At 65.7% G+C, this 18,495-nt stretch carries 14 protein-coding genes, 1 tRNA gene and 1 rRNA gene; 7 read left to right on the top strand and 9 right to left on the bottom strand.

Translation table 11 applies throughout. The features are described 5' to 3' along the window. Positions 1-159: 159 nt before the first annotated feature. The 4 genes from acpS to rpoZ form a co-directional block, all read right to left on the bottom strand. The gene (acpS, locus tag AB4Z37_RS29265) at positions 160-579 is read right to left on the bottom strand and encodes a holo-ACP synthase (protein ID WP_441520233.1); all 420 of its coding nucleotides are present in this window, start codon (positions 577-579) and stop codon (positions 160-162) included. After that, the gene (locus tag AB4Z37_RS29260) at positions 576-1,343 is read right to left on the bottom strand and encodes a pyridoxine 5'-phosphate synthase (protein ID WP_441520232.1); all 768 of its coding nucleotides are present in this window, start codon (positions 1,341-1,343) and stop codon (positions 576-578) included. The genes acpS and AB4Z37_RS29260 overlap by 4 nt, the downstream gene beginning before the upstream one ends. A gap of 24 nt (positions 1,344-1,367) precedes the next feature. After that, positions 1,368-3,650 (bottom strand): RelA/SpoT family protein, encoded by a 2,283-nt coding sequence (locus AB4Z37_RS29255; RefSeq protein ID WP_441520231.1) that lies wholly within the window; start codon positions 3,648-3,650, stop codon positions 1,368-1,370. A gap of 182 nt (positions 3,651-3,832) precedes the next feature. Then, positions 3,833-4,225 carry a DNA-directed RNA polymerase subunit omega gene (gene rpoZ, locus AB4Z37_RS29250; RefSeq protein WP_211970662.1) on the bottom strand — a complete coding sequence of 131 codons (393 nt, stop codon included), beginning with the start codon at positions 4,223-4,225 and terminating at the stop codon, positions 3,833-3,835. A 343-nt stretch (positions 4,226-4,568) separates the two neighbouring features. Between rpoZ and AB4Z37_RS29245 the strand changes: the two genes are divergently transcribed. Then, positions 4,569-5,204 (top strand): LabA-like NYN domain-containing protein, encoded by a 636-nt coding sequence (locus AB4Z37_RS29245; protein ID WP_441520230.1) that lies wholly within the window; start codon positions 4,569-4,571, stop codon positions 5,202-5,204. Next, entirely contained in the window at positions 5,182-5,922 is a 741-nt protein-coding gene (locus AB4Z37_RS29240; protein ID WP_441520229.1) for a uracil-DNA glycosylase, read from the top strand. Before AB4Z37_RS29245 ends, AB4Z37_RS29240 begins: the two co-directional genes overlap by 23 nt. Before the next feature lie 75 nt (positions 5,923-5,997). On the opposite strand, the gene smpB is transcribed toward AB4Z37_RS29240, so the two are convergent. The 3 genes from smpB to dapA all read right to left on the bottom strand — a co-directional run bounded on the left by smpB (position 5,998) and on the right by dapA (position 8,058). Continuing rightward, a complete protein-coding gene (gene smpB / locus AB4Z37_RS29235) occupies positions 5,998-6,471 on the bottom strand; it encodes an SsrA-binding protein SmpB (RefSeq protein WP_441520228.1) in 474 nt (157 codons plus the stop codon). A 71-nt stretch (positions 6,472-6,542) separates the two neighbouring features. After that, complete coding sequence (gene mscL / locus AB4Z37_RS29230) at positions 6,543-6,956, bottom strand: large conductance mechanosensitive channel protein MscL (RefSeq protein WP_441520227.1); 414 nt, start codon at positions 6,954-6,956, stop codon at positions 6,543-6,545. A 211-nt stretch (positions 6,957-7,167) separates the two neighbouring features. After that, the gene (dapA, locus tag AB4Z37_RS29225) at positions 7,168-8,058 is read right to left on the bottom strand and encodes a 4-hydroxy-tetrahydrodipicolinate synthase (protein WP_441520226.1); all 891 of its coding nucleotides are present in this window, start codon (positions 8,056-8,058) and stop codon (positions 7,168-7,170) included. A gap of 235 nt (positions 8,059-8,293) precedes the next feature. On the opposite strand from dapA, the gene AB4Z37_RS29220 reads away from it, so the two are divergent. From AB4Z37_RS29220 to AB4Z37_RS29210, 3 genes are read left to right on the top strand one after another with little or no spacing between them, the layout of a single operon-like run. Continuing rightward, positions 8,294-10,504 carry a lytic transglycosylase domain-containing protein gene (locus tag AB4Z37_RS29220; RefSeq protein WP_441520225.1) on the top strand — a complete coding sequence of 737 codons (2,211 nt, stop codon included), beginning with the start codon at positions 8,294-8,296 and terminating at the stop codon, positions 10,502-10,504. Positions 10,505-10,545: 41 nt separating this feature from the next. Beyond that, positions 10,546-11,454, top strand: a complete 909-nt coding sequence (locus tag AB4Z37_RS29215) for an alpha/beta fold hydrolase (protein WP_441520224.1) — start codon at positions 10,546-10,548, stop codon at positions 11,452-11,454. 16 nt (positions 11,455-11,470) lie between these two features. Continuing rightward, positions 11,471-13,453: an O-linked N-acetylglucosamine transferase, SPINDLY family protein gene (locus AB4Z37_RS29210; protein WP_441520223.1), complete on the top strand. Its 1,983-nt coding sequence runs from the start codon at positions 11,471-11,473 to the stop codon at positions 13,451-13,453. A gap of 148 nt (positions 13,454-13,601) precedes the next feature. On the opposite strand, the gene AB4Z37_RS29205 is transcribed toward AB4Z37_RS29210, so the two are convergent. After that, positions 13,602-15,170 carry a porin gene (locus tag AB4Z37_RS29205; protein WP_441520222.1) on the bottom strand — a complete coding sequence of 523 codons (1,569 nt, stop codon included), beginning with the start codon at positions 15,168-15,170 and terminating at the stop codon, positions 13,602-13,604. Between the two features lie 733 nt (positions 15,171-15,903). Here AB4Z37_RS29205 and AB4Z37_RS29200 point away from each other — a divergent pair. Continuing rightward, a tRNA-Ser gene (locus AB4Z37_RS29200) sits at positions 15,904-15,997 on the top strand. Between the two features lie 759 nt (positions 15,998-16,756). Beyond that, positions 16,757-18,247, top strand: coding sequence for a hypothetical protein (locus tag AB4Z37_RS29195; RefSeq protein ID WP_441520221.1), 1,491 nt, complete (start codon positions 16,757-16,759; stop codon positions 18,245-18,247). 114 nt (positions 18,248-18,361) lie between these two features. On the opposite strand, the gene rrf is transcribed toward AB4Z37_RS29195, so the two are convergent. After that, positions 18,362-18,476: ribosomal RNA gene (gene rrf / locus AB4Z37_RS29190) — 5S ribosomal RNA — on the bottom strand. Positions 18,477-18,495 lie beyond the last annotated feature (19 nt).

Genomic DNA, 18,495 nt, shown 5'->3' with positions numbered 1-18,495 from the left:
AAAGGGAATTTCCGAACCACCACAAATCACCACACAACAGCGCCCGCGCGCGTTGTAGACGGTTGCCCGCCACCGCGCAATCAAGAAACCCGCAAAAACTTGCTAATTACCTGACAATCCTGTCATTTTTAGTTTGGAAGCGACCTCGGCCGCATGCCGTCAGGGCTGGCCGGACGGGACCGCCGAGATGACCACGAAGGCCTGGGCGAGCGGCCAGTCGTCGGTAATCGACAGGTCGATCCGCGGCTGGAACCCGGCCGGAACCAATGTATCCAGCCGCGCCTTGGCCCCGCCGGTCAGGTTCATGGTCGGCCGCCCGCCCGGCAGGTTGACCACCCCCATGTCCCGCCACCACACACCCTGGCGGATGCCGGTGCCGAGCGCCTTGCTGCAGGCTTCCTTGGCGGCGAATCGCTTGGCGTAGGTCGCCACCACCATCTTGGGGGATTTGGCGCGCCGCTCGGCCTTGGCGCGCTCGGCATCGGTGAAGATGCGGTCGAGGAAGCGCTCGCCGTGGCGCTCGATCACCTTCTCGATGCGGCGGATATCGATCAGGTCCGACCCGATGCCGATGATCATGCCGTGAGCCCGACATTGCGGCGGCCGCGGATCATCGCCGCCCGCATCGCCTGCACCGTCTCGCCGAGACCGACGAAGATCGCCTCGCCCATCATGAAGTGACCGATATTCAATTCGACGATCTGCGGCAGGCCCGAAATGGTCTCGGCGGTCGCATAGTCGAGGCCATGGCCGGCATGCACCTCGAGGCCCGCAGACTGCGCCAGCGCAGCGCCGTCGACGATGCGCTGCCATTCCGCCTCGGCGACATCCTGCTTGCCGTCGATCACCGCATGGCACCAGGCGCCGGTGTGGATCTCGATCACCGGCGCCTGCAGCCGCGCCGCCGTCTCGATCTGGCGGGGATCGGCGGCGATGAACAGCGACACGCGGATGCCGGCGTCGTTGAAGCGGGCGATGACGGGCGCGAGAGCATTGTGCTGCCCGACCACGTCAAGGCCGCCTTCGGTGGTCACCTCCTCGCGCCGCTCCGGCACGAGGCAGACGGCGTGCGGCTTCGTCGCCAGCGCGATTCGCACCATCTCCTCCGTCGCCGCCATCTCGAAATTCAACGGCCTGGAGATCTCGGCCTTCAGTCGCGCCATATCGTCGTCGCGAATGTGACGGCGATCCTCGCGCAGATGCGCGGTAATGCCGTCGGCGCCAGCCTCGATCGCCAGCAGCGCGGCGCGCACCGGATCGGGCAGACAGCCGCCGCGCGCATTGCGCAGCGTGGCGACGTGGTCGACATTGACGCCGAGGCGCAGCGAACGAACGGTGGGCATGGCAGGAACCTGTGAAGCTGAACTCTAGCCGTTGACGCGCTCGACCTTCGCCACCACCGCCTTGGCGCGGAGCTGGGCGATGATCGCGCTGAGATGCTTGAGATCGTAGACCTCGAGATCGATGGTCAGCTCGGTGAAGTCGGGCGAGCGGCGGCTCATCGAAATGTTGTCGATGTTGCCGTCATGCTCGGCGATCACGGTCGCGATCTGCGCAAGGCTGCCTGGCTCGTTGACGTTCTGCACGAACAGCCGCGCCGGGAAGCGCTGCGGCGTGCTCTCGTCGACGTCCCAGCGCACGTCGAGCCAGCGCTCGGGCATGTCCTCGAAGTCCTTCAGCGCCGGCGACTGGATCGGATAGATCGTGATCCCCTCGCCCGGCGTGACGATGCCAACGATGCGGTCGCCCGGCACCGCGCCGCCATTCGGCGCGAACTTGACCGGCAGGTCGCTGTTGATGCCGCGGATCGGGATCGCGGCCTTGGCCGGCCCCTCGGCCGATTTCGGCTTCGCCGCGCCGTCCTTCTTGGCGCCGAACGCCCCGAGCCGCTCCTCCTTGTAGTCCGGGTACATGGCGCGGGCGACGTTGGAGGCCTTCATCTCGCCGCGGCCGACGGCGGCCATCACATCCTCGATCGAGGTGCGGGCCAGGCGCGGCAGCGCGCCCTTCAGCTTGTCGTCGTCGTAGGCGATCTTGGCGCGCATGAACAGCCGCTCGACGATGCGCCGGCCGAGGCCGGCATACTGGTCACGCACCGCGGCACGGGTGGCGCGCCGGATCGCCGCGCGCGCCTTGCCGGTGACGGCGAGCGATTCCCAGGCCGACGGCGGCGCCGACTGGGCGCGCGAGGTCAGCACCTCGACCTCGTCGCCGTTCTGCAGTTCCGACGACAGCGGTGAGAACTTGCCGTTGATCTTGCAGCCGACCGCGCTGTTGCCGACGTCGGTGTGCACCGCATAGGCGAAGTCGATGACGTTGGCCTTGCGCGGCAGCGCGATCAGTTTGCCTTTCGGCGTAAAGCAGAACACCTGGTCATGGAACAATTCGAGCTTGGTGTGCTCGAGGAATTCCTCCGGGTTGGCACTCTCCGCCAGCACCTCGATGGTGTGGCGCAGCCAGGCGAACGCGTTGGACTCGCGGTTGAGCATTTCGGTCGGCGAGCCCACGCCCTCCTTGTAGAAGGCATGCGCGGCGATGCCGTACTCGGCGATGCGGTCCATGTTCTCGGTGCGGATCTGCAGCTCGACACGCTGGTTGCCCGGACCGATCACGGTGGTGTGGATCGAGCGGTAGTCGTTCTGCTTCGGCGTCGAGATGTAGTCCTTGAAACGGCCTGGCACCACCGGCCACACCGTGTGCACGATGCCGAGCGCGCGGTAGCAGTCCTCGACCGTGCCGACGATGACGCGGAAGCCGAAGATGTCGGACAACTGCTCGAAGCCGACCGACTTGCGCTCCATCTTGGTCCAGATCGAAAACGGCCGCTTGCGCCGGCCGATGACACCGGCGGCGATGCCGTTCTTGGTGAGGTTGGCGGTGAGCTGTGCCTCGATCTCGCCGATCAGGTTGCGGTTGCGGTCGGCCAGCCCGCTGAGTCGGCCGTTGACCACCGCATAGGCCTCGGGATCGAGCTCGCGGAACGACAGGTCCTCGAGCTCCTCGCGCATCTCGTGCATGCCCATGCGGCCGGCAAGCGGCGCATAGATGTCGATGGTCTCCTCGGCGATGCGGCGGCGCGACGCCGGCGGCACGAACTCGAGGGTACGCATGTTGTGCAGCCGGTCGGCGAGCTTCACCAGCAGCACGCGGACGTCGTTGGCGACCGCCAGCAGCAGCTTGCGCAGGTTCTCGGCCTGCTTGGCCTCGCGCGACACCAGCTCCAGGCGCTTCAGCTTGGTGAGGCCCTCGACCAGCGCGCCGATCTCATGGCCAAAGATCTGGTCGATCTCGGTGCGGGTCGCCTCGGTGTCTTCGATGGTGTCGTGCAGCAGCGCCGCAACGATGGTTGCATCGTCGAGCTTGAGGTCGGTGAGAATCGCCGCGACCTCGAGCGGATGCGTGAAGTAGGGATCTCCCGACGCCCGCGTCTGCTCGCCATGGGCAACCATGGCGTAGACATAGGCCCGGTTCAGCAGATCCTCGTCGGTGTCGGGATTGTAGGCCCTCACCCGCTCCACCAGATCGTACTGGCGCATCATCCGGGTCGGGGACCGTTTGGGGGGCTTTGCGGCCGGCGCAAGCGCCGGCGCCGCGGCGACGCCCCCGGCCGCGGCTTCCATCTGACGTGCGTTACGGCGCCAATACGCCATCTTCCAACCTCAAGGGGTTCCGTCGTGGAACCCGACGATTTCATTGTGTCGATCGTTCGACCTTAGCGCAACAAAACCTCAAAAAACGTCAATAAATGCAACGGTGAAATGCAAAAGGCCCGGATCACGATCCGGGCCTTTGGCAGGTTTGGCGCAACGGCCCGGTTCGCGGACGCGTCGGCTTATTCTTCCTCTTCGGGCTGCTCCTCCGGAGGAGCCAGCCCTTCCAGGCCCTTGAGCAGCTCTTCCTCGGTCATGCGCTCGACGGCGACCTCGGTGTCGTCGGCATCGACGCTGGCGCCAGCCGAGCCGATCAGCGGCACGGTGTCCGGCTCGGGCTCGTCCACCTCGACGAACTTCTGCAGCGAATGCACGAGTTCCTCGCGCAGGTCCTCCGGCGAGATCGTCCGCTCGGCGATTTCGCGCAGCGAAACAACGGGATTCTTGTCGTTGTCGCGATCGACGGTGAGCTGCGAACCGGACGAGATCATCCGCGCCCGATGCGCGGCCAACAAAACCAGGTCGAACCGGTTGTCGACCTTGTCAATGCAGTCTTCCACGGTGACGCGAGCCATCGACTGTCGCTCCGTTAATTGGGTCCAAAATCTTCAGATTTATGGACGCTAGGTATAGTGGCGAGCCTCAATTCGCAAGCAGCAATTTTTCAGATTCTCGCCAAGCTGGAGCCTGAGCGGCGGCTCTGCTAGACTGGGTTTTTGGTGAGCGATTGGTCGCATGGACACCAAAAGGCTTCATTGCTTGATCATGGTCCGTCGCTTGGCGCTGATTTCGCAGCCTCGGATTGGTTAACGCAAATGGATTCAACCTGGAAGTTTTCCAAGACCTGACCGGTTGCGCGCGGCCGGTGGGGCTGCGCCAATGCACACCCAGAACGACAAAAAAGCGGGACCACAACTGATGCCTTCTGCCTCCTCCAACAAGATCGCGCTATTCATCGACGGCGCCAATCTCTACGCTACCGCCAAGACGCTCGGGTTCGATATCGACTACAAGCGATTGCTGCGCGAATTTCAAAGCCGGGGGACGCTGGTCCGCGCGTTCTACTACACCGCCATCATCGAGGATCAGGAATACTCGTCGATCAGGCCGTTGATCGACTGGCTGGACTACAACGGCTACACCGTCGTCACCAAGGCCACCAAGGAGTTCGTCGACCAGACCGGCCGCCGCAAGGTCAAGGGCAACATGGACATCGAGCTCGCGGTCGACGCCATGGAGCTCGCCGAGCACATCGACCAGATGGTGCTGTTCTCCGGCGACGGCGACTTCCGCTCCCTCGTCGAGGCGGTGCAGCGCCGCGGCGTCCGCGTCACCGTGATTTCCACCATTGCCAGCCAGCCGCCGATGATCGCAGACGAGTTGCGTCGGCAGGCCGATGTGTTTACCGATCTGGTGGAGCTGCAGTCCAAGATCGGCCGCGACCCGTCGGAGCGTCCCGCTCCGCGTGAGCACCGCGAGCCGCGCCACACCCCGCAGTTCCTGCATCGCAGCACGATCGCGCCCAAGGCTGATGAGGAAGAATTCGACGACTGAAACGGCCACTGAGCGGAGCCGGCGGATATCCGCCGGCCCTGCGGTCCATCCTGCCCGCACACCGGTCAATGCCCACGGCCCGGGCTCCACGGAGCCCGGCCACGACTGCCCCCTCTGCCCCCGCCTCGCCGACTTCCGCAACGACATCCGCGCGCGTGAGCCGCACTGGTTCAATGGTCCGGTCGCACCCTTCGGCGACCGCGACGCGGCACTCCTGATCATCGGCCTCGCACCTGGACTGCAGGGCGCGAATCGCACCGGCCGTCCCTTCACCGGCGATTACGCCGGCGACCTGCTCTACGACACGCTGCATGCGTATGGCTTCGCCGAAGGGACCTACGAGGCCCGTCCCGACGACAGCTTGCGGCTGATCGACTGCCGCATCGGCAACGCGGTGCGCTGCGTGCCGCCGCAGAACAAGCCGCTGCCCATCGAGATCAGGACCTGCCGCCAGTTCCTCACCGCCGTCCGCGATGAGATGCCGCGGCTGCGCGCGGTCGTGCTGCTCGGCCGTGTCGCCCATGATTCGACGCTGAAGGCCTTCGGCGTCCGCGCCGCCGATGCCCCATTCAGCCATGGCGCCGAGCACCAGGTCGGCGCCTTCAGGCTGTTCGACAGCTATCACTGCTCCCGCTACAACACGAACACCCGCGTGCTGACGCCGCAGATGTTCAGAGCCGTGTTCGCCCGGGTGCGGGAGCATCTCGACGCGAAATAACGCACGCAGCGGCTGCGCCTTTCGGCCGCAGCCGCATCCTCCTCGTCAACTTCTGGGAATATAGTCCCGTAACCGTCAGCCACGGGCGCGCAGCAGGCGCCCCTTCTCGCGGCTCCAGTCGCGTTTCTTCTCGCTCTCGCGCTTGTCGTGCAGCTTCTTGCCCTTGGCCAGCGCAAGCTCGAGCTTGGCGCGGCCCTGCTCGTTGAAATAGATCTTCAGCGGGATGAGGGTCATGCCCTCGCGCTCCACGGCACCGATCAGCTTGTTGATCTGGCGCTTGTGCAGCAGAAGCTTGCGTGGCCGCCGCGGCTCGTGGTTGAAGCGGTTGGCCTGCAGATATTCGGGGATGTTGGCGTTGACGAGCCAGATCTCGCCGGCGCGCGGATCCGCGTACGACTCGGCGATCGTCGCCTTGCCGCCGCGGATCGACTTGACCTCGGTGCCGGTCAGCGAAATGCCGGCCTCGAAAGTATCCTCGATCGCGTAGTTGAACCGCGCCTTGCGGTTCTCAGCCACGATCTTCACCGGCCGCTTGTTCTGCTCACTCATCTCTCAATACTTTCAAGCCGGGTGCGGACGCCGATCGTCCGCACCAGCTCTCTCAATGACGCTTCTCGCCCTTACGCCTTCTGCTTGAGCAGGTCGCGGATCTCGGTCAACAGCTCCTGATCCTTGGTCGGCCCGGTCGGGGCCGCCGGCGCATCCTGCCGTTTCAGCTGGTTCATCAGTCGGATCACCACGAACAGCACGAAGGCGATGATCATGAAGTTCAGCACCAGCGTCAGGAAGTTGCCCCAGGCCAGCACGGCGCCCTGCTTCTTGGCATCCGCGAGGTTGGTTGCCGTGACCTTGGCCGACAGCGCCGTGAAGTAGTTCGAGAAATCGAGACCGCCAGTGATCGCGCCGACGATCGGCATGATGATGTCGCCGACCATCGACGTGACGATGGCGCCGAACGCCGCGCCGATGATGACGCCGACCGCAAGGTCGACGACGTTGCCTTTCATGGCGAACTCACGGAATTCCTTCAGCACGGGCGGGCCTCCCTGTCACGGTCACACCGGCGCGAACGACTTTCGCGCCGTGGCTGAAACCGTAAAACATGATCCGGAAAAGGGGAATCCGGTTTTGTCGGGTTTTCCGCGCCGACCTCGAACAATGCAGCTGAAAACTGGATTAATGCATTGTTTTATATGATAAATTTTCGCACCCCCCTCGCACGGCAGCGCCCGCGAAATCAGCGGATCAGTTCAGCAGCCCGGCGTGGACCATGGCGCTGCGCACCGCGGCTCTGGTGGCGTCCGACACCGGCACCATCGGCAGGCGCACGTCCGCGCTCATCTTGCCGAGCAGCGACAGCGCGTACTTCGCCGGCGACGGGTTGGTCTCGATGAACAGGTTGGTATGCAGCGGCATCAGCTTGTCGTGCAGCTTGAGCGCCTCGGCATAGTCGCCGCGCTGACAGGCCTTCTGAAACTCCGAGCACAGCCGCGGCGCGACATTGGAGGTCACGGAGATGCAGCCGTGACCGCCATGGGCGTTGAAGGCGAGCGCGGTGGCGTCCTCGCCCGACAACTGGTTGAAGCCCTCTCCGAGCGCGGCGCGCTGCTGCGACACTCGCACCGGATTGGCGGTCGCGTCCTTCACGCCGGTGATGTTCTTGAGCTCGAACAGCCGCTTCATGGTGTCGACCGACATGTCGATCACCGAGCGACCGGGAATGTTGTAGATGATGATCGGAATGCCGATCGCATCGTTGATCGCCTTGAAGTGCTGGTAGAGCCCTTCCTGGGTCGGCTTGTTGTAGTACGGCGTCACCACCAGCACGCCGCTCGCACCGGCGCTCTCCGCATGCTGGGCGAGCTCGATCGCTTCGGCGGTGCAGTTCGAGCCGGCGCCCGCGATCACGGGCACGCGGCCCTTGGCCTCCTCGATGCACCACTCCACCACACGGCGATGCTCATCATGGCTCAGCGTCGGGCTCTCGCCGGTGGTGCCCACCGGCACCAACCCATGGGTTCCCTCCGCGATCTGCCAGTTCACGAATGCACGGAAGCCCGCCTCGTCGAGCGCGCCATTTTTGAACGGCGTGACCAACGCGGTGTAAGACCCCCGAAAATTCGTCTTGGCAGCCATCATCTCTCTCCGGCCGTTTTTGGCGGCTTCATCAATTGCAGGTTGAATTCAAGGCCCGGGGCCGGGCCGGTTCTGGAACCGGGTCTATGCCAGTGAAGACCGCCCGGCAAGGCCGTGATTTCGCCGCGGTGCGAGGCGATAACGACATGCTAACATATTTAATGTTTTGTCGAAAAACTCAATGAAATACAACGTTCCCTGAGAGCGTAAGCGTGATTCGCCATTGAGGCTCAAGGTGACGCCATTGGCCCGTGCATCCGCCCCGCAATCCCTTTTTCTGTCTCATCGCGGCGCGCGCCTGCTGGCCGCGACGCTTCTTATCACCGCCGCGCCGCTGGTGGTGTGCGAAGCCGCCTCCGCCGTGCCGCTGCCGCGGCCGCGCCCGATCCCCCGCGGCACAATCGCGCAGCCGACCCCCGCCAAGGTCGAAGCCGGCCGCGCCGCGCCGGCGACGATCACGCCGGCGCAGTCCGCCGGCCGTGCCGCAACAAGCCCGCGCAAGCCGCACGCGCCGCTCGCGATGTCGGCAAGCGCCGCGACACCGCAGGCCGACGCCGAGGCGGTCGAGAACGTCATCGAGCAGATCCGCAGCAAGAAGGATCCGGCCGGCGCGACGCAGATCGCCGGCACAATCGGCGATTCCGTGGCACGCAAGCTCGCCGAGTGGATCATCCTGCGCAGCGACAACAACGGCGCCTCGGCCGAGCGCTACCGCGCCTTCATCGCCGCCAATCCGAGCTGGCCGAGCCTCAGCTTCCTGCGCCGCCGGGGTGAAGCTGCGCTGTGGGACGACAAGCGCGACGACGCCGCCGTCGCGACGTGGTTCGCGAGCGAGGAGCCGGTGTCCGCCAAAGGCAAGCTGGCGCTGGCGCGCGTGCTGCTGGGACGCGGCGATCGCCGCGGCGCCGAGCAACTGGTCCGCGACGCCTGGCGCAACGACACCATGTCCGGCGACACCGAGGCCACCGCGCTCGACCTGTTTGGCGCGCTGATCACCGGCGGCGACCACAAGGCGCGGATGGACTTCGCGCTCTATGCCAACGACGCCGACACCGCGCTGCGTGCGGCGCAGCGGCTCGGCTCGGCCTATGTGACGCTGGCGCGCGCGCGCCTTGCCTCCAACCGCAAGGCCGACAACGCTAGGGCGCTGCTGGAAGCCGTGCCACGCGACCTGCACAGCGATCCCGGCTTCATCTTCAGCCGCATCCAGCTGCTGCGGCGCGAGGAGAAGTTCGCCGAGGCCGCCCAGCTGATGCTCTCAGCGCCGCGCGATCCGGCGCGGCTGATCAATCTCGATGAGTGGTGGGTCGAACGGCGGCTCCTCGCCCGCAAGCTGCTCGACGAGGGCGACAACCGCAACGCCTACCTCATCGCCCGCGACGCCGCGCTGCCCGCACGCGACATCTACAAGACCGAGCAGGAGTTCACCGCCGGCTGGATCGCGCTGCGCTTCCTCAATGATCCGGCCACCGCGGCCCAGCACTTCGCGCGTATCGGAGTGGGCAGCAGCAACCCGACCGCGCTCGCCCGCGCCGGCTACTGGCAGGGTCGCGCGGCGGAGGCGATGGGGCGCAGCCAGGAGGCGCGTGCGGCCTACCAGTCGGCAGCGGCGCAATCGACCAGCTATTATGGTCAGCTGGCGCGCGCCAAGCTCGGCCTGCCGCAACTCGGCCTGCGCGAGGCGCCGTCCCGCTCCCGCGGCGCCGATCGCCTCGAGATCGTGCGCGCGGTCGAGCTGCTGTACGCACTCGACGAAGGCGAGATCGCGGTGCCGATCCTCGCCGAGATGGGCGAGCGCGCCGACGATCCCGAGGGGCTGGCTGCGCTGTGCGAGCTCGCCCAGCGCAACGAGGACGCCCGCGGCATGCTGCTGGTCGGCAAGGCGGCGCTCAATCGCGGCCTGCCGTTCGACCACTATGCCTATCCGGTCTCCGGCATTCCGCGCTACAAGACCATCGGGCCCGACGTCGAGCGCAGCGTGGTGTTTGCGATCGCGCGGCAGGAAAGCGCCTTCAACCAGAAGGTCGTCTCCAGCGCCAACGCCATGGGCCTGCTGCAGGTGACGCCGGCGGCCGGCAAATATGTAACCAAGAAATACGGCGAGACCTTCGATCAGCGGCGCCTCTTGTCGGATCCCTCCTACAACGCTTCGCTCGGCGCCGCCGAACTCGGCGGCCTGATCGAGGATTATCGCGGCTCCTACATCCTGACCTTCGCCGGCTACAATGCCGGCCGCGGCAGCGTGCGCAAATGGATCGAGCGCTATGGCGATCCCCGCGACCCCAAGGTCGACGCGGTCGACTGGGTCGAGCTGATCCCGTTCTCCGAAACCCGCAACTATGTGCAGCGGGTGATGGAGAACCTGCAGGTCTACCGCGCTCGCTTCGGCGGCGGTTCGCGGCTGCAGATCGAGGCCGATTTGCGCCGCGGCGGCGGGGTGGACTAAAGTGAGGGGATCATCCCCTCGACCCCGAGATCCCCTCGCCCATGCCCGTCCAGTCCCGTGATGTGTTCTGCGTGTCGGCCGATGGCCTGCAACTGCACGCCCGCGAAACCGTTCCTGCGAACCCGCGGCCGGATGCGGACACGCTGCCGGTGCTGTGCCTGCCCGGCCTGACCCGCACCACGGCGGATTTCGACGCGCTGGCACAGGCGCTCGCATCCGATGCGCAGGCACCGCGCCGCGTCGTCGCCGTCGACTATCGCGGCCGCGGCCTGTCCGGCCACGACGCCAATGTCGCCAACTATGCGGTGCCGGTGGAAATGGGCGACGTGCTGGCAATCGCGGCCCATCTCGGCATCGACCGCGCCATCGTGGTCGGCACGTCGCGCGGCGGCCTGATCGCAATGACCATGGCGGCGACGGGCTCGCCGCTGCTCGCCGGCGTCGTCCTCAACGACATCGGTCCCGTGCTGGAGATGGCCGGCCTGCTGCGCATCAAGGGCTATGTCGGCGAACGTCCCCAGCCGTTGTCATGGGCTGACGCTGCGCACGGCATCAAGGAGATGTTCGGCCGCGATTTCCCATCGCTCGGCGATGACGACTGGCGCGCCTGGGCGCAACGCTCCTGGCGCGAGCATGATGGCCGCTTCACCCAGACCTACGATCCGGCGCTGGCGCAGACGCTCGCCGGCCTCGATCCGCAGACCCCGCTTCCAGCGCTGTGGGAGGCGTTCGACGCCCTGCGGCCACATCCGCTGATGCTGGTTCATGGCGGCCTGTCGGACCTGCTGAGCCATGACACTGTGCGTGCCGTGGCTGCGCGGCGCCCCGATCTCGACCTCGTCACGGTTGCCGATCAGGGGCACGCGCCGCTGCTTGGCGACCGGCCGAGCCAGTCGCGGATTGCCGCCTTCTGCGCCCGCTGCGACCGCATCGCCGCCGGTGCGGCCTGACGACCGCTGACGCACCATGGCCACCAGCACAGAGCTGTTCCAACGCGCGCTCGCAGCCTTCCAGCAGGGCCGCCTCGATGACGCCGAACGGTCCCTGCGCCAGCTGCTGCGCAAGGAGGCGCGCCATCTCGGCGGCCTCAACGTGCTCGCCGTCGTGCTCACGGCCCAGAAGAAATACCGCGAGGCCGAGCCGTACCTGCAGACCGCGCTGAAGCTGAACGCCACCTCGGATGCGACATTCTACAACTACGGGCTGGTGCTGAAGGCGCTCGGGCGACCAGAAGAAGCCCAGGAGCGTTTCAGCCAGGCGCTGGCGCTCAACGCAGCCAACGCCGACACCTGGAACAACCGCGGTACCGTCCGCAACGAGCTGAAGGATCATCCCGGGGCGATCAGCGACTTCGACCGAGCCCTCGCGATCCATCCCCGCCATGCCGGCGCGCTGTTCAACAAGGGCAAGGCACTGGCGGAGCTCAGGCAGTACGACGCTGCGCTGCAAGCTTACGGCGAGGCGCTGGCGCTGCAGCCGCGGCTTGCGGAGGCGTGGTTCGGACAGGCGTTCGTGCTGCACCAGTTGCAGCGCCACGACGAAGCGGTGCGCGCCTATACGGCGGCCCTGCAGATCGCCCCGGATCTGCCGTTCCTCAAGGGCAGCCTGCTGCACGAGAAGATGCTGGCCTGCGACTGGCGTGGCGTTGCCGCGTTGACCGTCGAGGTGGAGCGCGATCTCGCCGCCGGCAAGCCGGCGATCGAGCCATTCGGCTGGCAGGGCCTTGCGACCTCACCGGCCAGCCTGCAGCAATGCGCCGCGCTGTTCAGCGCTCTGCGATTTCCGGCCGCCGCCGCCCCCACCGCGGCGCCGTCGCCGGCAAGCGACGGCCGGATCCGGGTCGGCTATCTCTCGGGCGAGTTTCGCCAGCAGGCGACATCCCTGCTGCTGGTCGGCGTGCTCGAGCATCATGACCCCAGCCGTTTCGAGATCACCGCCATCGACAATGGCTGGGACGACGGCAGCGACACCCGCCGGCGGATCGAGCGGGCCGTCCATCGCGTCCTGCCGATCCGCGGCCTTGGCGATCCCGAAGCGGTCGCGGCGATCCGTGCGGCCGGCATCGACGTGCTGGTCAACCTCAACGGCTATTTCGGCGACGAGCGCACGCGGGTGTTCGCACGGCGGGCCGCAGCGCTGCAGGTCAATTATCTCGGCTTTCCGGGCACGCTGGGTGCACCCTACGTCGACTACATCGTCGCCGACCGCTACGTGCTGCCGGAAGCCGAACGCGCTTTCTATGCCGAGAAGGTCGTCACCCTGCCCCATTGCTACCAGGCCAACGACCGCGCGCGCACGATCGCCGCAGCCGGCGTCGACCGTGTCGATTGCGGCCTGCCGGCCACCGGCGTCGTGTTCTGCTGCTTCAACAACGCCTACAAGATCACACCGGAGGTGTTCGATCGCTGGATGAAGATCCTGGCGCAAGTCGATGGCAGCGTGCTGTGGCTGCTGGCCGACCATCCGCAGGCCGCAGCCAATCTACGGCGTGAAGCCGAGGCGCGCGGCGTCGACGGCAGCCGCCTGGTATTCGCGGACCGCGCGCCACCGGCGGAGCATCTTGCCCGGCACCGCTGCGCGGATCTCTTCCTCGACACCCTGCCCTACAACGCCCATACGACCGCGAGCGATGCCCTGTGGGCCGGCCTGCCGCTGCTCACCTGCCGCGGCACCACCTTCGCCGGCCGGGTGGCCACGAGCCTGTTGGAGGCTGTCGGCCTGCCGGAGCTGGTCACGGCGAGCCTCGACGACTACGAGAGCCTTGCCATCGCACTGGCGCGCGAGCCCGCGCGCCTGGCCGCGCTCAGAGACAAGCTCGCAGACAACCGCCTGACCACGCCGCTGTTCGACACCGCGCAGTTCACGCGCCATCTCGAGGCGGCGTTCATTGCAATGATGCAGCGCCGGCAAGCCGGACTGGCGCCGGACCATATCGCCGTCCCCGGCTGAAGACCCCAATCTTCGAAACGAAGCACGCCGCGATGACGATCGACGTTTCCCTTGCCCGCCGAAGACAACAGTCCAGCCAAAGAAAAACCCCCGGCGGAGAACCGCCGGGGGCTGAGCCGTGATCTCGATCGTCGTTAGACGATGACGATCAGAAGCTGCGCAGGATCTGAACCGAACCGTTGTAGAGGTTCTGGTTCTTCATCTCGAAGGTGTTGCCGGCCGAAACGCCCGGGATACCACCAGCGGTGGTGTAGACGCCGTTCTGGTTCTGGATCAGGCGGCTGTAGACGAACTCAGCCGACAGAGTCAGGTTCTGAACGGGGGTCCAGGCCGTACGCGTACCAACCTGAGCAACCGCGAAGTTGAAGTTGCCGGTGTTGGTGCCGAGGAACGAGCCGGTGACCGCGCCGGTCGCCGTATTCGACAGGAAGCCCGCGCCGTTCGCCGCAGCGAGGAGCGCCGCATTGCCAGCCGAACCGTAGGTGATCGAGGTGTACGAACCGAACACCGAGGTCCGCCAGGCCGGGTTCCAGTAGTGCTCGAAGTAAGCACTGACTTCCCAGGCCGAGCTCAGGTCGATGCTCGAACCGTTGCCCGAATTGGTGCCGGTGTAGACGCCATCAAGCACATAGCCGAACGCCATGCTGCCCGCGGAGCCCACGCCCGAACCGATCTTGGCGAAACGACCACCACCGGTGGTGTCCACGGTGCCGCCCCAGACGTACTTGGCAGCGCCCTTGGCGTAGCTCGCCTCAACCTTCAAGCTGTCGCCCACGCCGGTCGGCAGGTTCTTCAGCTCGAAAGCGCCGGTGAAGGCATAGCCCCAGGCCGACGACGGACGGCCGCTGTCGCTGTTGGAGCTGGTGTAGTAGGTGCCGTGAACTTCATGCGCAGCAGCGCCGAAGTGCAGCGAACCCCAGGCCTGGTCGAGGCGCAGGTTGGCAACGATATCCGGCACGTGGTCGCCAGCCTGGGTGTTGCCCAGGAAGGTGTTCGACGCAGCGCCGTAGAAGGCGTTCTGCAGGCCGCTGGCGGCGATGTTGGCGCCGAACGGACCGAGGAGGCCCGCGGTGGCGTTCACGACACCGGCCGAACGGTAGGGCTGAGCGTCTTCGAGCGAGATCGTCGCCGACACGCCGTTACCGAACGAAGCGGTGTAGGCGAGCTGCGGGATACCGGTCGCGTTGTTCGAGCCACCGAGCACGCCCGAGGCGATCCACGGCTTGGCGAGCGCCCACTGCGGATCGAACTGCGACACCGCCTTACCGAAGGTGAAGCCGGCGAACTGGATGAACAGGAAGTCGTTCTCCATGTAGCCGCCCGCCAGGCTCTCGCGGCCCTGAGCGAAGTCGAACTGCAAGTTGGCATAGGTACGAACAACGCCGTATTCAGTGGCGGTGCGCGTATCGATGAACAGGTTCAGACGCTCGCGGGTCGTGAAGTAGTTGCGGTTGTAGGCGTTGGCACCGCCGGTGCTGCCCTGCCAGAACGGCACGTCATAGGTGGTGCCGTTGAACGAGGTGTCCAAACGCAGCGCACCGCCGATGCGGATGCAGGTGTCGGTGCCCGGGATGTAGTAGAAGCCCGCGCCGTAGAGGGAGCAGATCTTCACGTACTCGACCGCTTTGGCCTTGACGGGAAGATCGGCCGCCTGAGCTCCGGACAGCGCGACGAAACCCGCCGCGGTGCCGAGCATGAGGCTCTTAACCATCTTCATGTAAACCTCCAAGTTTGCTCTATAGGGAGAGTTCCAGTTCCGTCGTGCTGAAAACACTCTGGGTGGTTCCCTGTCCCCGCTGACCGCCTGGTTGCCTCGCGCTTTCGGACACTCCCGCATAACGCGAGGGACTTCAGCGAAACATCTAGACGGGACGACCTCGGGATGCCCCCCTCCGTCGCACCACGACAATTACCTAACGCCTCTGCACAGGCAACAAAGGACCGCCCTATAAACGGCCCGGCGCCGCCGTTTTTGGAGATGTGTTGCACAAATAACACGCAGACGCTGACAAACCACGCCCGTAATTCATTGATTTAACTGCGCATTTTTTGAAGCCCGATGTGCACCTGCTCAGATGCCACAATTGGGCTGTCCACCGCCGCGCACGCGCGCTGCACCGTTTGAGGTCGAATCAAATGGCAGAATCGCTGCCTTAATCGCCGCTCTTCCGGTGCCGGGCGGATGCCGGTGGAGCATCGGGTTCCATCCCTGTCGCCGGGAACGGGTGGGGTCCGCGCCCTCCCCGCTCGTGCGCCAAATGGCGCCGCGACAGGCCCGTTCCCGGAGAAGCCCCCTGTCATCGGGTTCCAGAGATCCGGGCGACGCCATGCCACGTTTCAACGCCATGGAATGGCAAGGCAATTCGATCACCGCGATCGACAATTAAGACGTGGGTCGCGCAATCTCCGACTTGCAGATGCCACAGCTGTCGGGCATATGCAGCCGTAACGGAGATATGGCCGAGTGGCTGAAGGCGGCGGTTTGCTAAACCGTTATAGGGTTGTAAAGCCCTATCGAGGGTTCGAATCCCTCTGTCTCCGCCATCCATCTCTTTGAAATCATTGAAAAATATCGCGCGCTTCAGACGCGCACCGCTCGCCGTTGCCGTCCTTGCGGGCGCCCATCGGACCGGCTGGGACCGGCGACTCATCATGCCTCGCAGGCGCCGGCACGGGTTCAGCGGGCGTCGAAAGGCCATCCTCGGCCCTACATGGCCCCCGTCGCAGTCGCAAACGCGCCTCCAGAAGCCACTCCCAGGACTTCTCCGGGATCGCGCGCCGCGAGCGCGAGCGAACGATTGATAGTCCCGAAGCGCCTGCCCTCTCGCCCCTGACGAGCACGAAACGACGCGAGACAGCGTCGACGCCGTTGCGCCGTCACATGCACCACAATGGCAGCGCGGAGCGAACAAGGCGCGCATCTGCCACCATCCCAAAGCGGCCGTAGCGAACACACCTCTGCCGTCCGCGACGCCTCCGCGGAACATCGCGGCCGTGATGATCGCAGATCACCATAATGCGCGCGCTCCAAACATCTGAGCACCCAAACGCTGCTTCTAGCCGAGACTGCATTTTCGGTCAGATTCGCGATGTATTCTGTCGCGGTCTGCTGCCTCGCGATGTTGCCCAGGCAGTAGCGCGATGCCGGCGCAATCGAGATTGTTTGGGAGGCCACGCATGCGAGGAAACGGCCGGCTCAAGATGCAGCGCGGTCTCACACTCGCGATGATCGGCGCGATGACGCTCGGCAGCGTGCCGCGGGCTGCCCGCGCGGCGGAGATCTGGCTCGCCGCCGTCGATCCGGTGGTCCGCGCCGCGCACAAGTGGGATGCCGGCGCCGATTACATGGACCTGTTCCGGCCCGACGCCGCCTGGCCCAATGTCGCGAGCCAGACGCAGGTGTTCAAGATCGGGCCCGGATTCGCTTCGCAGGGCCGCGAGGACGACCTGAAACAGATTTTCGCAGAGCTGCGCCGGCGACACATCGCGCTCGCCCTGGAAATCGGCATGCTCAGCGTATCCGATCATTGTCATGAGACAACGGAAGCCTATGGCGAGCCTGGCCTCGTGGAGCGTGTGCTGTCACTCATCCAGCGGCTGGGCGGCGACCTCGCCTACATTGCGATGGACGAGCCGTTCTACTACGGCCACCAGTATACCGGACCTGATGCCTGCAAGCTGTCCGCAGCCCAGCTCGCGCAAGATCTGGCGCCCAATGTCGCGATCGCCAAACGGATCTTTCCGAACATCAGAATCGGCGACGTCGAAGTGGTCTATGACGCCAGCGATTTCCTCGAAGCCACCAAAGGCTGGGTGGACGCTTACGCCAAGGCAACGGGCGATCGCCTCGCCTTTCTTCATGTCGACGAGAGCTGGTCGCCTCAGGCGACGCATCACCTGGTGTCCCTCGCCGGCTTTCTGAGGAGCCGGCAAGTCCGCTTCGGCGTGATCTACAACGCCGGTCCCGCCGCGACCAGCGACACGCAATGGGCGCAGGCCGCGATCCGGCATGCGGACCAGGTGGAAACAGAGCTCGGGCTGCGGCCGGACGACGCGCTGTTCCAGACCTGGGAACCATTTCCGAGTCGGCTGCTGCCGGAGACGGCGAGCGGCACCCTGACCAACGTCGCACTTCACTATCTGAAGCCGCATAGCAACCTCGGCGTCAATCGCGATGGCCCGCGCATCAGCGGGCGCCTGCTCGACGAGCGTGGAGCGCCGGTCGCTCACGCCACCATTACCCTGAGCGCGCTCGGCGATGTCGATGCCGGCGCCGTCGTCCACCAAGACATCACCGGCAAGGTGCCGGCCACAGCCAGTGCCGCAGTGTTCGCGTTGCGCGCCAACCGCGAGCTGAATTGCACGGCCTGCACCGGAGCGGTGACCGCCAGCATCGCTGCGGCTCGCTATCGCGAGGGCGACGGCCCCGCTCGGAATTTCCCGCCGGCGCGAATCGATGTCACCGCGGCGCAAGGCCTCGCCACCAACTCGGCGCGTTTTCCCGCCACGGCCGGAGCAACCTTCCGCTTCGACGCATCACTCGCCGCGCGCACGGCAGCCGAGCGGGCTGCCAGCATCGGCATCATCTTCGTGGATGCGGCGGGCCACGAGGTCCAGCGCCGCATGCTTCGGCTCGTCACGACCGAGGCCTCGCTTGGCAGCAGCACGACCACGGCAGACGGCAGCTTCGCTTTCTTGCTGCCTGCCCGGTTCGCGGGGCAAGCGGTGCAAAGCGTCAGCGTAAGTTTTGACGGGAACGATCGGCTGCGCGGCGCACGGGCCATCATTCAATAGCGCAGCACAGTTCGGACCCGCGCACATGTCCGTTCAAACGCAAAAACGCCGCTTCCGTGAGGAAGCGGCGTTTTTGTTTGAGTGTCGTAAAGAGGAAGTGTCTGTCCTTTGCAGGCCTGGCAGCGACCTACTCTCCCAGGGCTTGAGCCATAGTACCATTGGCGCGGAGGAATTTGACGGCCGAGTTCGGAATGGGATCGGGTATGGGCTCCTCGCAAGAACCACCAGGCCGGCGAAAGACAGAAACA

Origin of the sequence: Bradyrhizobium sp. 2TAF24 (genome assembly GCF_052115025.1) — a bacterium.
Classification (GTDB): Bacteria; Pseudomonadota; Alphaproteobacteria; order Rhizobiales; family Xanthobacteraceae; genus Bradyrhizobium_A.
Note: the sequence above shows the minus strand (reverse complement) of the source record. Positions and strands in the feature narration are given on the sequence as shown.

Bases quoted from the DNA above. Each gene is read 5' to 3' on its own strand.
- acpS (WP_441520233.1), bottom strand. From the start codon at position 579: ATGATCATCGGCATCGGGTCGGACCTGATCGATATCCGCCGCATCGAG.
- AB4Z37_RS29260 (WP_441520232.1), bottom strand. From the start codon at position 1,343: ATGCCCACCGTTCGTTCGCTGCGCCTCGGCGTCAATGTCGACCACGTC.
- AB4Z37_RS29255 (WP_441520231.1), bottom strand. From the start codon at position 3,650: ATGGCGTATTGGCGCCGTAACGCACGTCAGATGGAAGCCGCGGCCGGG.
- rpoZ (WP_211970662.1), bottom strand. From the start codon at position 4,225: ATGGCTCGCGTCACCGTGGAAGACTGCATTGACAAGGTCGACAACCGG.
- AB4Z37_RS29245 (WP_441520230.1), top strand. From the start codon at position 4,569: ATGCCTTCTGCCTCCTCCAACAAGATCGCGCTATTCATCGACGGCGCC.
- AB4Z37_RS29240 (WP_441520229.1), top strand. From the start codon at position 5,182: ATGAGGAAGAATTCGACGACTGAAACGGCCACTGAGCGGAGCCGGCGG.
- smpB (WP_441520228.1), bottom strand. From the start codon at position 6,471: ATGAGTGAGCAGAACAAGCGGCCGGTGAAGATCGTGGCTGAGAACCGC.
- dapA (WP_441520226.1), bottom strand. From the start codon at position 8,058: ATGGCTGCCAAGACGAATTTTCGGGGGTCTTACACCGCGTTGGTCACG.
- AB4Z37_RS29215 (WP_441520224.1), top strand. From the start codon at position 10,546: ATGCCCGTCCAGTCCCGTGATGTGTTCTGCGTGTCGGCCGATGGCCTG.
- AB4Z37_RS29210 (WP_441520223.1), top strand. From the start codon at position 11,471: ATGGCCACCAGCACAGAGCTGTTCCAACGCGCGCTCGCAGCCTTCCAG.
- AB4Z37_RS29205 (WP_441520222.1), bottom strand. From the start codon at position 15,170: ATGAAGATGGTTAAGAGCCTCATGCTCGGCACCGCGGCGGGTTTCGTC.